The sequence below is a fragment of the Thermotoga neapolitana DSM 4359 genome, assembly GCF_000018945.1.
Classification (GTDB): Bacteria; Thermotogota; Thermotogae; order Thermotogales; family Thermotogaceae; genus Thermotoga; species Thermotoga neapolitana.
In genome coordinates this window covers 574,749-590,359 of the sequence record NC_011978.1, presented here as the reverse complement: position 1 = coordinate 590,359, position 15,611 = coordinate 574,749, and the positions used below count along the sequence as shown (strand labels likewise).

Genomic DNA, 15,611 nt, shown 5'->3' with positions numbered 1-15,611 from the left:
GATTAGGGAGCTGAGAGGATGAAAAAGATCGTTCTGATTTTGATAATCATTCCTCTCCTTGCCTTTTCTCTCGACGTGGAGAAAGTTGTTTCGATGTACAAACAGATGCTAGATGAACACAGAAGCGGTTCCTATCAGGATCCGTTTGTGAGGTTCGTCCATGAAAATCTCCTCCAGCTTCAAAAGTACAGGTTCTTTCGAAGACTTCTTGCTGGTGGTGTGGAGAAGACAGAGTTTGCAAAGACGGCAGGAGATTACCTCTTCGTAATGTACCAGAACTGGAAGGAAAAGAGCTGGGAGAAAAAACTGGCAAACGCTCTTTTTCTCGCTTTCCTTCAGTCTGAAATGTCCGGATCTGAGCCTTCCAAAAGCACTTTGAAGAACTCTCCTTCGTTCAATTCCTTTTTCGGTGATTACAAGATGTACGTTCGGTCAAACGCTCTGAACCTGCTGAGATGGATCCTGGCCTACTACACCGGTGGCACAAGCACTCCTCCCCCCGTCAAACTCGATCTTGAAATCAAAAACTTGGGATTTTCCTTTGAGGTGAAACAAGACGTACCACAGGATATCCTCGCGCTTCTTCCGGAAGATCTCGAAGAGAAGGTAAAAAGCGCAATCGATGCTGTTCTCATTTCGAAAGATCAATCCGAGTACAGAAGAAACGTGAACAGAAGTGCCAGTCTTCTGTGGAAAGAGATAGAAAACAGAATCTCCATCATTCAAAACAACATCGCAGACCTTTTTGAAAAAACCACCCCCAAAAAGATTCGTCTTCTGTGGATCAGATACCTTATTTATGGTTTCCTTTTGATTGCCTTTAGAAGGAATTATCAGCTGATCCTTCAGCTGATTCTCTCCTCCGAGATTCTGTTTGTATGGGGTTCAAACACAGTTCATCTGAACACGATTGAAAATATGCTCTTTTCAAGCGTTCTGGTCTTTGCTTTCATCTTCTTCAATCTTTTGCTCATCAGAAAGAGAAAGTATGGATACACCTTGTTCACCATCGTTTTCATGATACTCCTGTTTGTTCCATCATACATCTTCGTTCGTGAACTTGGAATGGACAGAGAGTTCGAAAGGTCTCCCTACTACGATCAGTTGAAATCGGAAGTTTTTGAAGGTAGCAACTCCAGGGTGAAGGAGATGCTCAGGGAAATGTCAGCGGTGTCACTCGCAAGCAAAGAGCACACAAAGCAGCTTGTGGAACACCTTAGTCTTGCTCCAGAAAAGTTTTTGAAAGAAGGTGCTTTAAAGGAATTCGAGCCAACCCCGAACGGCATCTTTCTTCTGATCGACGAACGATCTCAATTCTTCTCCACCTCAAATTTCGAAAGGCGCCTGGAAATCGCAAGAGAGATGAACACCAGTCTGGAGGACTACCTCTCAAAGGAAAAGTCCAGATACAGGCGTTACAGAAATGCGCTTGAAAGCCTGGAACATCTGGTGAAGAAAATCTCGGCGTACACCTCAAACAGGTTCGTGGAGGATCTTGAAAAGGATCTGAAAGCCTCTCTAGACAGGTATCCACTGATAACCGACGTAACTTTTTCTTTCACCGGAGAGAAGAAAAACCCCTCGCTGAAACCCTACCAGACGATCTCCGGGTTGAAGGAAATCTTCTGGTTCTTTCTGTTGTTCTTTTCCGCACTTTTGGGGGGAAAGTACGTTCTGATACCGGCCGGAGCAACTCTGTTTGCCGCTCTCTCAACTGCGATCAACTGGAAACACCTGGAAGTGTTCGTGGAAAGTGGGATCTTTCCGATATCTTTTGAAACCTCTGCCGCACACACTTTCCACATGGAGATACTTTTGATCGCTTTTTCCACAATCATACTGTACAGAAATCTTGTTAAAGGGAGGGTGAAACCATGAGGAAGGTTTTCATGGTGGCTTTTCTGGTATTTGCTATCGCGTTGTTTGGGTTCAAAGTTGTCATGGTGACGGACGTCGGTGGCCTCGGCGACAAGTCCTTCAACGATGGAACCTGGGCGGGTATAAAGAAGGCAGCAGATGAACTGGGAATCGAAGCAAAGGTTATACAGTCCTACGAACAATCTGACTACGTTCCAAACCTCAGCAAGGCAGCAGAAGAAGCAGACTTGGTCTTCGCGGTGGGTTTCATGATGACGGATGCCCTCTTCAAGGTTGCAAAGCAGTATCCGGACACGTACTTTGTGGGAATCGACATCACACCACCTGAGGGACAGATCCTTCCCAACGTGATCACCTTCACGTTCAAGGAACAGGAAGCCGCTTTCCTCGTTGGATACGTTGCAGCCGCCATGACACAGACGGGAACAGTTGGCTTCGTTGGAGGCATCCCCATCCCACCCGTGGAAAGGTTCAGGTACGGGTACGAAGCGGGAATAAAGACCTACTCTGTCCTCCACAGGAAAAACGTGAAGATATTGAGAGGTTACACACAGGACTTCGAAGATCCCAAGAAGGGCAAGGACCTTGCCATGTCACAGTTCGCAGAGGGTGCTGACATCGTGTTCCATGCCTCCGGTGCCTGTGGAAACGGCGTCATAGAAGCCGCCAGAGAGAAATTTTCTTCTCTTGCTGGATCCAGCGATCTTGTCGATCTGATAGATTACTACGTGGAGAACAAAAAAGGCTTCTTCGCCATAGGTGTTGATATGGATCAGGATTACATGGCCCCCGGTGCCGTTCTTGCGAGTGCGATGAAGAGGGTCGATGTTGCCGCTTACTACGGTGTTGTCTGGGCCTACGAAGGAACGTTCGAAGGTGGACACAGGGTCCTTGGTATCTCTGAGGACGCAGTTGGAATAAGTCCGATGAAGTACACGAAGGGGATCGTGCCAAACAGAGTCATAGCGGAGCTTCTGTACCTCGAAAAACTTATGAAAGAAGGTACGCTCAAGGTTCCTGAAACACAGGAGGAACTCGACGCATTCGAGGTACCAAAGATAGAATTCCCGTTCTGAGGAGGGGGTGTTCCCCCTCCATTTCTCAGGGGTGATTCGGTGGAATACGCGGTTGTGATGAAAGGTATCGTCAAAAGATTTCCCGGGGTTCTGGCGAACAACCATGTTGATCTCTTCGTGGAAAAGGGAGAGATACATGCCATCGTGGGTGAAAACGGGGCGGGAAAGACCACTCTGATGAAACAACTCTACGGCCTTTTGAAACCCGATGAAGGAGAGATATACATAAACGGGACGAAGGTGGAGTTCTCCGGACCTGCAGATGCCATAAAACACGGAATAGGCATGGTGCATCAGCATTTCATGCTGGTGGAGAACCTGACCGCCTACGAAAACGTGATAATCGGCATGGAACCAAAAAAAGGATTGATTCTGGACAGGAAAAAGGCAAGGAATGAAGTGAAGAAACTTTCAGAAGAGTACGGTCTCATGGTGGATGTCGACATGAAAATAGAAGACATGCCTGTCGGTCTGCAACAGAGAGTGGAGATCATAAAAACCCTCTACAGAGGTGCGGACATCCTCATCCTCGACGAGCCAACAGCGGTCCTGACGCCACAGGAAACAGAAGAACTGTTCGACATTCTGAGAAGGTTGAAGAAAAATGGAAAAACGATCATCTTCATTTCACATAAACTGAACGAAGTCATGGCCATCTCCGACAGAATCACCGTGATGAGACAGGGAAAAGTAACCGGAAATCTCATCACCTCTCAGACGACCCCCCAGGAAATAGCAAGACTCATGGTGGGAAGGGATGTGGTTCTGACCGTTGAGAAAAAACCGAAAAAGCCTGGAGAGACCCTCCTTGAAGTGAAAGATCTGTGGGTCAAGGATAACCGGGGTCTTGATGCGGTGAAAGGTATCTCGCTCGAGGTGAAAAAAGGAGAAATAGTGGGCATAGCGGGTGTTGCTGGCAACGGCCAGTCTGAACTGGTAGAAGCAATCACCGGTTTGAGGAGAGTGGAAAAGGGAAAGGTGCTTTTCAAAGGAAAAGACATAACAGGATACGATCCAAAACGTCTGAGAGACCTTGGTATCTATCACGTTCCCGAAGATCGTTTGAAAAGAGGCCTCATAGTTGACTTCCCCGCCTACTTCAACACCATCCTCGGAAGGCACATGATAGAACCCTTTGTAAAGAACGGTTTCCTCAACTTCAGAGAAATAAAGTCTTTTTCCAGAAAACTCTTCGAGGAGTTCGATATAAGGCCAAGGAACATCGAACTTCTCGCCGGAAGTTTTTCAGGGGGCAATCAGCAAAAGATAATAGTTGCCCGTGAACTGAGTTTCTCACCAGAACTCCTCGTAGTGGCTCAGCCGACACGGGGACTCGATGTGGGAGCTATAGAGTTCATCCATAAAACACTCGTATCTATGCGGGACAGAGGCGTTGGAATCCTTCTCATCTCCATGGAACTGGACGAGATCTTTTCCCTGAGTGACCGAATCCTTGTGATGTACGAAGGTCAGATAATGGGTGAGGTAAGGCCGGAGGAAACGACCAGAGAAGAAGTTGGTTTGATGATGGCGGGGCACAGACTGGAGGAGATCAGGAAATGAAAGGAAGAATCTGGGCATTTCTTGTCCCGTTCTTCTCGGTTGTCATAGCTCTTCTGATTGCGGCCGTTGTGATCGTTTTAATAGGACAAAATCCTGTGATAGCCTACAAAGCTATGATCGAAGGGGCTTTTGGAAATCTTCAGGCCCTTGCAGACACGATCATAAAGACCACTCCGCTGATACTGACTGGACTTGCGGTTGGATTCGGTTTCAGGGCAGGCATCTTCAACATAGGAGCAGAGGGTCAGATGATAATGGGCGCCATCCTTGCTACGGTGGTTGGAATGAACATGAGGGGTGTTCCACCATCACTTGCCATTCCATTGACGATGATCGCTGGAATGCTGGGCGGAGCAGTGTGGGCGTCCATAGCAGGATATCTGAAGGCAAAGACGGGTGCCCATGAAGTTGTCACCACCATAATGCTGAACTGGATAGCCACTTACATCTCTTCTTATCTCATCACAGGACCACTGGCTGTTGGTTCCGGTACACCGAAAAGTCCGGAGATCGCTCCTTCTGCAAAACTTCCTCCCATCGTCACCGTTGGGGCACTCGAGATGACATCAGGTATTGTGATTTCGATCATCACAGCCGTTGTCATATACATCGTCCTTGAAAAAACCAGGACCGGTTACGAAGTGAAAGCGACCGGATTCAACCCATACGCTGCTGAATACGGTGGAATAAGCATTTCGAAGAATATCGTTATGTCCATGGCAATAAGCGGTGCACTGGCCGGACTTGCAGGAGCCCTTGAGGTCATGGGGCTTCATCATCGATTCCTCGGAACCCTCTCGGGGGGAAAAGGCTTCGACGGTATATCGATCGCCCTGATCGGTCAGAATCATCCGATAGGAATCATTTTCGCCTCTTTCCTGATTGCTTCACTCAGGACGGGTTCCAGCAACATGCAGTTTGTGGGCGTTCCAAAACACATCGTAACGATCATACAGGGAATCGTGATATTCCTTGTCGCCGCCGATAGAATCGTCAAAACTCTCCTCAGAGCCAGGAAGGTGAGAAGATGAAAATTCTGGAAGTTCTCTGGAATATATTCACAAACCCTCTCTTCTACAAACTCACACTCACCGCATCAACCCCCCTCCTCTTTGCTTCACTTGGAGGAGTGTTCAGTGAAATCACCGGAGTTGTGAACATCGCCCTGGAAGGTATCATGCTGCTGGGAGCTTTCTCTTCCGTGGTCATCACTTACTACACTGGAAACGTCTGGCTGGGTTTTTTGCTATCCATTCCAATCGGTGTTGGTTTTTCCTGGTTCCATGCCTGGGCCAGTATTAAGTGGAGAGGGAATCAAATAGTGAGTGCAACGGCACTCATCCTCGTGGCACAGGGATTGACGGGTTTCCTCATGGAGCCGATCTTTGGCCAGCCCGGGCAAACACCCTACGTTGGCAGGATCAACGAAATAAGCATACCTGGGGTTTCGAGCGTTCCGTTTCTCGGAGAAGCAATCGGCACGATCAGTCCCATTGTCCTTCTTGCCTTCGCTCTGGTTGCCTTCGCATGGTTTCTGATATACAAGACACCCCTTGGCTTGAGAATGAGGGCAGTTGGAGAAAACCCGGAAGCAGCGGACACACTCGGTGTTGACGTCTTCAAGATCAGGTACTTCGGTGTACTCATGAGTGGTGCCCTGGCCTCCATGGGCGGTGCTTTCCTCTCCATAGGCGAAGTGGGAAACTTCAGAGAACTCATGACGGGGGGAAGAGGGTTCATCGCCCTGGCCGCCATGATACTCGGTAACTGGAATCCCGTCGGTGCCATGTGGGCATGTCTTCTCTTCGGTATGTCCGAGGCTCTTGCCAATCAGCTTCAAAGCAGTCCTTTGCTCAACGTGCCGGCAACTGTAAAACCCCTCTTCAACCTCTTTCCATTCGTTGTCACCCTCGTGGTTGTGGCGGGACTGATCGGAAGGACAAGACCACCTGCCGCCGATGGTGTTCCTTATGAAAAAGAGGAGTGAGATCTCATGAAGTCCAGAACTCTTTTCGTTGCTCTCACATCGTCCTCGTTGTAGAGAATCATTTGCTTGAGTATTTCCGCATCCCTTGTCTTCCGCCAGGTTTCGTAGAGAGAGATTATTTCATAACCGTTCAGAGGGACTCTCCACTCATAGCCGAGATATCTGGCTATTCTCTTGAGAGAGTAAGACATAACGGGGAAGACAAAGTGGCGCTTCAAAATGGAGAAGACATCGAGAAAGGTGAATTTATTAACCATTCTCAGGATTTTTCGCTTCTCGGGACCATGGTAATGGTAGAACCTTGAACTGCTGTCCAGAGAATTCAAAAACTCGACCAGTTTGTCCTTCTCCTCATCGAACAGAAAGTATCTGTATTCATCATCTATCAAAAACCCATACAGAAAATCCCTTTCCTCAGCTGGATAGTACTCTATATCCACCACTATTCCCTCCGGAAGTCTTTCAGGCGGCTCTATCACTATGACCCGATCTTCAAGGAAGGCACGTGCTGCCAGTATGAACCTTCTTCCCTTCTCTTTTCCAAAGATCTTCTCCATAGCCCTCTGATCGGCGTTTGAAAGATCTTCAATGGTCTCTATTCCCATCTCATAAAGAATCCTTCTTGTCTCCTCACCGATACCGTTCACGAGCAACAGGCTTTTTCTTTCGAGCAACTTTTTCTCACAATCTTCCAGAAAATCACAGTACCTGCAGTGCCTTCCAACCTTTGGGTCGGGATCTTCCGAAATTTCCCTCATCTCCAGTAAGATATTTTCAACGACGGGCACCAGGTTTCTCCAGTTTTCCATCCTCCGTGAGAAACTATCCGATAGAATCTCAACCCCGCTGACAGCAAGACCGGCTCTTGTGAACACGAAAGCATGATAAGCGGCTTCCAGAGCATATTTTTCCTTGAACTTTTTTGCTCGTTTCTTCAGCACGATCTTCCATCCACCCTGCTCCTTCACAACCAGATCAGGCCTTGCGATCAATTTCATGCCTTCAACCTCAGCTTCGACAACGGGATTTTCCAGAGAAAATCCCACGAACAGAAGGTCCTCAAACGTGCTAGAGTAAAAAGGTTCTTGCCCTCTGCTCAGATAGAACTTCCTGGGGCACGTTGTAAAGTTTTCCAGGTCTTTGTAATCGACAACCATCGTCCCACCTCTTTGTCGGCTCTCCATGGTAGAATATCGCTAAGAACATCTACAGTATATAATATCTCTGAAGAAGCCAGTTGGGGGTGTTCAGCGTGAGTGATACTGCAGAACTTTTGAAGAAGATCGAAGAACTCGAAAAAAAACTCAGGCAATGTCAGGAGAGAGAAAAAGAACTGGAATCGCTCATCGAGGAGTACAACGAGGTGTTGAAGAAACAGTTTCAGGTTTTCGATGACTTCTTCGAGAAACTTGGAACCAAGAAGATGATCGATCCTCTGACAAGGGTCTATTCAAAAGATCACTTCCTGAGACTCCTTTCCTACCAGCACCAGAGATCATTCGAAGAGAACACACCGTACACGATCTTCTTCGTGAAAGTGCAACCTTCTGACACAGATAAGGAAAGTACTCTCATGAAAGTGGGGAAAGTCCTGAAAGAATGTGTGAGAGTGCCGCTCGACAGCGTTGGAAGGTACTCGGAGGATATCTTCGCACTCTTCGTTGTCGATGTGTCAAAGAGTGTGGCACCGAAGATAGCAGAAAGAATCGAAAACTCCATCAAAGGTATACCGGCAGAACATAAGATCGCTTTTAAGAGTTACCCAGAAGACTTCATGGATCTGGAAAAAGTACTTTCTGAACTTGAGAAGGCGGTGTCGTAATTGGGGAAATTTCTGGTTCGAGGAGAAACTGTCCTCAGAGGCGAAGTGGAGATATCTGGATCCAAGAATGCTGCTTTGCCCATAATGGCGGCATCCATTTTGTGCGATGAAGAAATTGTTCTTGAAAACGTTCCAAAACTCCAGGACGTTTTTGTCATGAAGGACATTCTGACCTCAATAGGTTTCGAAGTCATGTTCAATGGCAACAATCTCATCATAAAAAGGGTTAAAGATATATCTCAGGAGGTACCATATGAACTGGTCAGAAAGATGCGAGCGTCTTTCAACGTACTCGGACCGATAGCCGCGAGAACAGGAGGAGCAAGGGTTGCTTTGCCCGGTGGATGTTCCATCGGTGTGAGGCCCGTTGACTTTCATCTGGAAGGTCTTAGAAAACTTGGTTTTTCCATAAAAGTGGAGCACGGTTTTGTCGAAGCCGTTCTCGAGAAAAAGGTAAAGGACGTTACGATCACACTTCCGTTTCCAAGCGTTGGAGCAACGGAACACCTCATGACAACCGCATCCCTTCTGAATGGATCGCACGTTGTCATCGAGAACGCCGCCATGGAACCAGAGATCGTCGATCTTCAGAATTTTCTCAACGCGATGGGAGGAAACGTGAAGGGAGCCGGTACCAGTCGTGTAGAAATATTCGGCGTCAGGAAGATGAGAGGAACACGATACAGAATCATCCCGGATAGAATAGAAGCGGGAACATACCTGATCGCCATCGCAGCAAGCAAAGGAGAAGGACTGGTAAAAAACCTGAAACCCGAGCATCTCACGAACTTTCTTGAAAAACTCGAACAAACGGGTGCTACCTTGAAGATCTTCCAGGATTCCATAGAGATAAAGATGAAAGAAAGGCCAGACCCGGTGGACATCACAACGAATCCCTACCCGGGCTTTCCCACCGATCTTCAGCCCCAGATGATGGTGTACCTTTCTGTGGCGAAGGGAGTTTCAGTCATCACCGAGAACGTGTTCAAAACAAGATTTCTGCACGTTGATGAACTGAAAAGAATGGGAGCGGACATAGAGGTATCCGGAAACGTCGCCATAGTGAGAGGTGTGGAAAAACTCAGTGGAGCTCCTGTTGAGGGAACAGATCTGAGGGCAACAGCCGCCCTTCTCATAGCAGGTATCATCGCGGAAGGTTCCACGGAGATAAACAACGTTGAACACATATTCAGGGGTTACGAAAACGTTGTGGAGAAATTCAAAAAATTGGGAGCAAAGATCGAATATGTTCCGGGAGAAGTTGAAAAGGATCGAGAAGATTGAAAACATCCTCTGGGAAAACCTGAAAGAATGCCAGCTCTGTCCCAGAAAATGCAGAGTCAACAGATACAGGGAAGTCGGCTTTTGCAGGCTCAACGCTTTCCCAAAACTCTCGAACGCTGTCCTTCACTTTGGGGAAGAGCCTCCCATCTCTGGAAAGACGGGTGCTGGTACGGTGTTCTTCAGCGGGTGCAACATGAAGTGTGTGTACTGCCAGAACATGGGATTCAGTCAGAACGGCATCGGAACAGAGATCGAAGTGGAAGACCTCGCGGAGATCTTTCTTGTCCTTCAAAGGCACGGTGCAAAAACGTTGAACCTTGTCACTCCCACACCACACCTGCCGTTCATAGTATCGGCCTTGAAGATTGCCATCGAAAGAGGACTGGAACTTCCCGTGGTCTACAACACCAGCGGATACGAAGATCCAGAGATACTCAAACTTCTGGAGGGCATCGTGGACATCTATCTTTCCGATATAAGGTATTCAAGCGACGAAGCATCCCTGAGGTATTCAAAAACACCGGATTACTGGTCGGTGGTCCAAAAAGCAACGATTGAAATGTTCAGGCAGGTAGGACCCTTCAACGAAGAGAAGATGAAGGGCCTCATCGTCAGGATTCTCGTCCTTCCCGGAAACGTTGTGAATTACTCGGAAATCTTTTCTTTCCTTTCTTCTCTTTCCACGCGCATTCCCGTCTCTATCATGAGTCAGTACCTTCCTCACTTCGATGCCAGAAAATTTCCCGAGATAAACAGAAGGGTTCATCATGAAGAGTATGAAAAAATTCTGGAACTCGCAGAAAGTTTTGGATTCACCGAAGGATGGTACCAGTCCGAAGAAAAAGAGAGAGTCACCGCCAGGGGTATCAAGGAAATCACAGAAAAATTGAGATTTTTGCGGCTAAATTCTGATAATCGCCGGTAAACGGCTATAAAGGTTTGCTATCACAGATATTCGACCTTGATTTTAAATTAATTCCTGCATATAATTAATGTGAATATAATTTGAAATCTTCGTGCAGGGAGGTATCGAACTTGAAATACAACTCCCCAAGAATAAAGATTCTCAACAAAAAAACGATCCTAAAGGTGATACATGAAAATCATCCCCTCTCCAGATCCGACATCTCAGAGATCACGGGGCTCACCCCAAGCAGCGTAACAAGACTGACCAAAGAACTCATAGACGAAGGCTACATAAGAGAGATTGGAACCATGGGAAAAAATTCCCCTGGAAGAAGAAGGGTGCTTCTTGATTTGAAGAAGGAGGCTTTTTTGAGCCTTGTCTTCGATATAGGTGTGAACATCACCACCTACGGCATTGGATTTTTCGATGGAGAAGTGGAACTGCGTGGTACGTTCAACACTCCGAAGAATCCGGAAGAGTTCTTCAAAACGGCAAGAGAAATATACGAGCGTATCTCACGCGAACACAGTATCACAAGGATTTCTTTCTCCGTTCCTGGGATGGTGGATCTGGAAGAGAAAAAGATCCTTCTTGCTCCAAATCTCGGTTGGGAGAACGTGAATATAGAGGATCTTCTGGAAGTTGATGTTCCCGTTCTTGCGGACAACGAAGCGAACCTTTCCATGCTCGCTGAGAAGTACCACTCCGAGGATCTGAGAAACGTCGAAGAAGCCGTGTTCATAATCATCAGAGAAGGTGTCGGAACGGGTTTGATGGTCGATGGAAAGATCTTCAGGGGTCCTTCCTTCACGGCGGGAGAAGCGGGACACATGACCGTAAACATGTACTCCGATAGACAGTGTCACTGCTCAAACTGGGGATGCTGGGAACTGGTCTCTTCCATAAACTGGGCAATTGAACAGTACGGAAAAGAACTCGAAGGAAGAAACTCGATAGAGAAATTTCAGGCACTCAAGCAAAAGAACGACGCAAAGAGAGTTTTGATGAGATTCGCCGAGAACATAGCGGTCGGCATCGTAAACCTGGTGAACATCCTGAACCCGGAACTGGTGATCCTGGGAGGAGAAGTTGTGGATCTTGGAGACAGTTTCTTCAGTATCATAGAGGATTTTGTCCGCCAGAGAGCCCTGAAAGCGGCGGTGAGGAATTTGAAAATAAGACCCACCGCTTTCAGGAACATCAGTTCAAACCTCGTTGGTGCGGCTGTGCTGGCCGTGGAAGACATCATAGAAAAAGTGAGATGAAGGAGGTGAACGTATGTTCAAAATATCATGTTATCTTCCAACAGAAATAATCTTCAGAGTGGGTGCAGTAGATGAACTGGAAGAGAGGGCGAAGAAACTGGGAAAGAAAGCGTTGATCGTCACTGGAAGGTCCAGCACGAAAAAAACGGGTCTTCTCCAGAGAGTACAGGATCTTCTCAAAAAAGCAGGCGTTGAAAGCATCGTTTTCGACAAGATCGTTCCCAACCCGATATCGGATCATGTGGATGAAGCCGCAGAGATCGTGAGAAAAGAAAAGATAGATTTCATCGTGGGACTTGGTGGTGGAAGCCCCATAGACAGTGCAAAGGCGATCTCCATCACCGCTCCAAACGAAGGAAAATTCTGGGACTACGTTCCCGTGGGAGGGGGAAAGATCCCTGAAAAGTCCATCCCCGTTGTTGCCATTCCGACCACCCATGGAACGGGAACGGAAGCCGACCCATTCGCCGTGATCACAAACCCCGAAACGAAAGAAAAGGTGGGTATCGGCTACAGAAACACCTTCCCCGTTCTTTCCCTGGTGGATCCTGAGGTGATGAAGACCCTTCCCAAAGATCAGACCGCTTACACTTCTATGGATGCGTTCTACCACGCCATAGAGGCCTTCTTGAACGTGAACGCAAATCCTTACTCGGACGTTCTCGCTCTGGATGCCATGAAGAGGATCGTGACGTATCTTCCTGTCGCTTACGAAAACGGAGAGGACATGGAAGCCAGAACGAACCTTGCCTGGGCAAGCACCGAAGCAGGTATCACAGAAACACTGACCGGTGTCATCGCAAACCACGCGCTTGAACACGGTCTCAGTGGATTTTACCCGGAGATCACGCACGGTCTTGGACTGTGCATCACGGGACCTTATCTGTTCGAGTACATATTCGACCACGCCTATGAAAGACTCGCCATCGTTGGAAGAGAAGTGTTCGGGGTGTACGAAACAGACGACAGAAAAGCCGGAAAACTCGCCATCAAAAAACTCAGAGACTTCCAGGAGATGTTCGGGTTGAACAAGAGACTGAGTGAACTTGGAGTGAAAGAAGAGGACATACCAAAGATGGCAGAAACCGGCTACAGGATATTGAATGGGGTTGTCGTTGTAACACCCGGGAACCTGACGGCAAAGGACATGGAGGAGATATTCAGAAGGTGTTACTGAGGAGGGAATAACTTGGCGTCGAAGTTCAGACAAAAGGCCTTCAGGGAACTTGGACCTCTTGTTGCCCTCATCAGTCTTGCTGTCTTCACTGCTGTTTTGAATCCTCGCTTTTTAACAACGTTCAACCTTCAGGCCCTTGGAAGGCAGATAGCCATATTCGGCCTTCTGGCAATCGGTGAGACCTTTGTGATCATTTCTGGTGGAGGGGCCATCGATCTGTCCCCCGGCTCCATGGTGGCACTCACGGGAGTCATGGTCGCATGGCTCATGACACATGGAGTTCCTGTGTGGCTATCTCTGATTCTCATTCTGTTCTTTTCTATAGGAGTTGGTGCATGGCACGGTCTGTTCGTGACGAAACTCAAGGTTCCTGCCTTCATCATCACACTCGGTACTCTGACGATCGCTCGCGGTATGGCTGCCGTGATCACGAGGGGATGGCCGATCATAGGCCTTCCCTCATCTTTTTTGAAGATCGGACAGGGTGAAGTTCTGAAGATACCAATTCCGGTGTGGATTCTTCTTGTGGTGGCTTTCGTTGCAGATTTCTTCCTCAGGAAAACGGTCTATGGAAAACATCTGAGGGCTTCAGGGGGCAACGAAATCGCGGCGCGATTTTCTGGTGTCAACGTGGACAGGGTGAGAATGATCGCCTTCATGGTTTCTGGTTTCCTTGCTGGTCTTGTGGGAATCATCGTGGCGGCCCGTCTCTCGCAGGGACAACCGGGTGTTGGAAACATGTACGAACTCTACGCCATAGCCTCCACCGTGATCGGGGGAACGAGTCTTACAGGAGGAGAAGGAAGCGTCCTTGGAGCCATAATAGGTGCCAGTATCATCAGTCTTCTGTGGAATGCTCTCGTTCTTCTCAACGTTTCGACATACTGGCACAACGTGGTCATTGGAATCGTCATCGTTGTGGCGGTGACACTCGACATCCTCAGAAGGAGGCTTGCAAGTAAGTGAGCGTTCGTGCACTTTTCGTCTTTCTTCTAATCACCTCAGGGTTGATGTTCGCGGATGGAGATGAAAAACTGGTGGCCCTGACCTTCGATGATGGTCCGGATACGATACTCACAACAAAGGTTCTTGACGTTCTGGAAGAATACGATGTTGTGGCCACCTTCTTTGTCGTGGGGCAGAGGTTGAATGAAAGCACAAAAGCAATTCTTGAGAGAATGGTATCGATGGGATGTGAAGTGGAGAATCACTCGTGGAACTACGAACCTCTGGACAGAAAGGATCCAGAGACGATCAGAGAGTACATCGAGCGCACAAACGAGTTGATTCTAAAATACACAGGAAAAAAACCTCGGTTTTTCAGGCCGCCAAATCTGGCCGTGAGTGATGTCATGTTCGAAGTGATAGACATGCCCTTCATCAGTGGTGTTCTCGGCTATGACTGGGTGGGTTGCGATAGGAATCCAGAAAAGATCGTGCAAAATGTGCTAGATGGTGTGAAAGATGGTGCAATAATCCTCCTTCACGACGTACAGCCAGAGCCACATCCCATCGTTGAGGTTCTCAGAATACTCATTCCAGAGCTCAAAGAACGAGGTTACAGGTTCGTCACACTGGAAGAACTCTTCAAACGAAAAGGAGTGAACCCAAAAAATCCAGAGTACAGGGGGAAAATGTGGGTGTACGTGGAGTGAATCACTCTGAAGAGGGAGTGTTCTTATGAGGAAGCTTCTGGTGTTTCTTTCGGTTGTGCTGATCACAGGTTTATCCCTTGCTCTCACCATCGGTGTCATCGGAAAATCCGTCCATCCTTACTGGTCTCAGGTTGAACAGGGGGTCAAGGCTGCTGGAAAGGCTCTCGGAGTGGACACGAAGTTCTTTGTCCCACAAAAGGAAGATATCAACGCCCAGCTTCAGATGCTCGAGTCGTTCATAGCCGAAGGAGTTGATGGAATCGCTATCGCACCGTCCGACCCAACGGCAGTCATTCCCACGATCAAAAAGGCTCTCGAGATGGGTATACCGGTGATAACACTGGACACGGATTCTCCGGACAGTGGAAGGTACGTTTACATTGGAACGGATAACTACCAGGCAGGATACACCGCTGGACTCATCATGAAAGAACTCCTCGGTGGAAAGGGAAAGGTCGTCATCGGAACGGGTTCTCTCACGGCGATGAACTCACTCCAGAGGATCCAGGGATTCAAAGATGCCATTGCAGATTCGGAGATAGAGATAGTCGACATACTCAACGATGAAGAAGATGGGGCAAGGGCCGTGTCGCTCGCAGAGGCAGCCCTGAACGCTCACCCGGATCTTGATGCCTTCTTCGGTGTTTACGCCTACAACGGACCCAGTCAGGCACTCGTGGTGAAGAACGCTGGAAAGGTTGGAAAAGTAAAGATAGTGTGTTTCGACACAACCCCGGACATTCTTCAGTACGTGAAGGAAGGTGTTATCCAGGCAACGATGGGACAGAGGCCGTACATGATGGGTTACCTCTCCGTCACGGTGCTCTATCTGATGAACAAGATAGGTGTCCAGAACACCCTTATGATGCTTCCCAAGGTCACTGTTGATGGAAAAGTGGACTATGTCATCGACACGGGTGTTGATGTAGTCACGCCGGAGAACCTCGATGAATACCTGAAAAAGATGGAGGAACTCGGAATCCCGATAAAATTCTGA

The 15,611-nt window shown here is 48.0% G+C and carries 14 protein-coding genes; 13 read left to right on the top strand and 1 reads right to left on the bottom strand.

Annotated features, from left to right (window positions below):
- Window positions 1-18 precede the first annotated feature (18 nt).
- From CTN_RS02960 to CTN_RS02940, 5 genes are read left to right on the top strand one after another with little or no spacing between them, the layout of a single operon-like run.
- On the top strand, window positions 19-1,878 hold the full coding sequence (locus CTN_RS02960) for a hypothetical protein (RefSeq protein WP_015919085.1): 1,860 nt from the start codon (window positions 19-21) through the stop codon (window positions 1,876-1,878).
- Window positions 1,875-2,954: a BMP family lipoprotein gene (locus CTN_RS02955; protein ID WP_015919084.1), complete on the top strand. Its 1,080-nt coding sequence runs from the start codon at window positions 1,875-1,877 to the stop codon at window positions 2,952-2,954. The genes CTN_RS02960 and CTN_RS02955 overlap by 4 nt, the downstream gene beginning before the upstream one ends.
- A 39-nt stretch (window positions 2,955-2,993) precedes the next feature.
- Entirely contained in the window at window positions 2,994-4,517 is a 1,524-nt protein-coding gene (locus CTN_RS02950; RefSeq protein ID WP_015919083.1) for an ABC transporter ATP-binding protein, read from the top strand.
- On the top strand, window positions 4,514-5,548 hold the full coding sequence (locus CTN_RS02945) for an ABC transporter permease (RefSeq protein ID WP_015919082.1): 1,035 nt from the start codon (window positions 4,514-4,516) through the stop codon (window positions 5,546-5,548). The genes CTN_RS02950 and CTN_RS02945 overlap by 4 nt, the downstream gene beginning before the upstream one ends.
- Window positions 5,545-6,504 carry an ABC transporter permease gene (locus tag CTN_RS02940; protein WP_015919081.1) on the top strand — a complete coding sequence of 320 codons (960 nt, stop codon included), beginning with the start codon at window positions 5,545-5,547 and terminating at the stop codon, window positions 6,502-6,504. Before CTN_RS02945 ends, CTN_RS02940 begins: the two co-directional genes overlap by 4 nt.
- On the opposite strand, the gene CTN_RS02935 is transcribed toward CTN_RS02940, so the two are convergent.
- Window positions 6,486-7,661, bottom strand: coding sequence for a TM0106 family RecB-like putative nuclease (locus tag CTN_RS02935; RefSeq protein ID WP_038066807.1), 1,176 nt, complete (start codon window positions 7,659-7,661; stop codon window positions 6,486-6,488). The two genes, CTN_RS02940 and CTN_RS02935, sit on opposite strands and share 19 nt — an antisense overlap.
- 95 nt (window positions 7,662-7,756) lie before the next feature.
- Here CTN_RS02935 and CTN_RS02930 point away from each other — a divergent pair, with 95 nt between their 5' ends.
- The 8 genes from CTN_RS02930 (at window position 7,757) to CTN_RS02895 (ending at window position 15,611) form a co-directional block, all read left to right on the top strand.
- Window positions 7,757-8,326, top strand: coding sequence for a diguanylate cyclase domain-containing protein (locus tag CTN_RS02930; protein WP_038066804.1), 570 nt, complete (start codon window positions 7,757-7,759; stop codon window positions 8,324-8,326).
- Window positions 8,327-9,610: a UDP-N-acetylglucosamine 1-carboxyvinyltransferase gene (gene murA, locus CTN_RS02925; protein ID WP_038066802.1), complete on the top strand. Its 1,284-nt coding sequence runs from the start codon at window positions 8,327-8,329 to the stop codon at window positions 9,608-9,610. It abuts the gene before it with no gap.
- Window positions 9,573-10,535 (top strand): radical SAM protein, encoded by a 963-nt coding sequence (locus CTN_RS02920; RefSeq protein WP_038066799.1) that lies wholly within the window; start codon window positions 9,573-9,575, stop codon window positions 10,533-10,535. The genes murA and CTN_RS02920 overlap by 38 nt, the downstream gene beginning before the upstream one ends.
- Window positions 10,536-10,645: 110 nt before the next feature.
- Window positions 10,646-11,782, top strand: coding sequence for an ROK family transcriptional regulator (locus CTN_RS02915; RefSeq protein WP_041437524.1), 1,137 nt, complete (start codon window positions 10,646-10,648; stop codon window positions 11,780-11,782).
- A gap of 13 nt (window positions 11,783-11,795) precedes the next feature.
- On the top strand, window positions 11,796-12,959 hold the full coding sequence (locus CTN_RS02910; RefSeq protein WP_015919075.1) for an iron-containing alcohol dehydrogenase: 1,164 nt from the start codon (window positions 11,796-11,798) through the stop codon (window positions 12,957-12,959).
- 12 nt (window positions 12,960-12,971) lie between these two features.
- Window positions 12,972-13,925, top strand: a complete 954-nt coding sequence (locus CTN_RS02905) for an ABC transporter permease (protein WP_015919074.1) — start codon at window positions 12,972-12,974, stop codon at window positions 13,923-13,925.
- The gene (locus CTN_RS02900; protein WP_015919072.1) at window positions 13,922-14,614 is read left to right on the top strand and encodes a polysaccharide deacetylase family protein; all 693 of its coding nucleotides are present in this window, start codon (window positions 13,922-13,924) and stop codon (window positions 14,612-14,614) included. Before CTN_RS02905 ends, CTN_RS02900 begins: the two co-directional genes overlap by 4 nt.
- A gap of 25 nt (window positions 14,615-14,639) precedes the next feature.
- The gene (locus CTN_RS02895; protein ID WP_015919071.1) at window positions 14,640-15,611 is read left to right on the top strand and encodes a sugar-binding protein; all 972 of its coding nucleotides are present in this window, start codon (window positions 14,640-14,642) and stop codon (window positions 15,609-15,611) included.

Excerpts from the sequence above, each read along its gene's own strand:
- CTN_RS02960 (WP_015919085.1), top strand. The coding sequence starts at position 19 with ATGAAAAAGATCGTTCTGATTTTGATAATCATTCCTCTCCTTGCCTTT.
- CTN_RS02955 (WP_015919084.1), top strand. The coding sequence starts at position 1,875 with ATGAGGAAGGTTTTCATGGTGGCTTTTCTGGTATTTGCTATCGCGTTG.
- CTN_RS02945 (WP_015919082.1), top strand. The coding sequence starts at position 4,514 with ATGAAAGGAAGAATCTGGGCATTTCTTGTCCCGTTCTTCTCGGTTGTC.
- CTN_RS02940 (WP_015919081.1), top strand. The coding sequence starts at position 5,545 with ATGAAAATTCTGGAAGTTCTCTGGAATATATTCACAAACCCTCTCTTC.
- CTN_RS02935 (WP_038066807.1), bottom strand. The coding sequence starts at position 7,661 with ATGGTTGTCGATTACAAAGACCTGGAAAACTTTACAACGTGCCCCAGG.
- CTN_RS02920 (WP_038066799.1), top strand. The coding sequence starts at position 9,573 with ATGTTCCGGGAGAAGTTGAAAAGGATCGAGAAGATTGAAAACATCCTC.
- CTN_RS02910 (WP_015919075.1), top strand. The coding sequence starts at position 11,796 with ATGTTCAAAATATCATGTTATCTTCCAACAGAAATAATCTTCAGAGTG.
- CTN_RS02895 (WP_015919071.1), top strand. The coding sequence starts at position 14,640 with ATGAGGAAGCTTCTGGTGTTTCTTTCGGTTGTGCTGATCACAGGTTTA.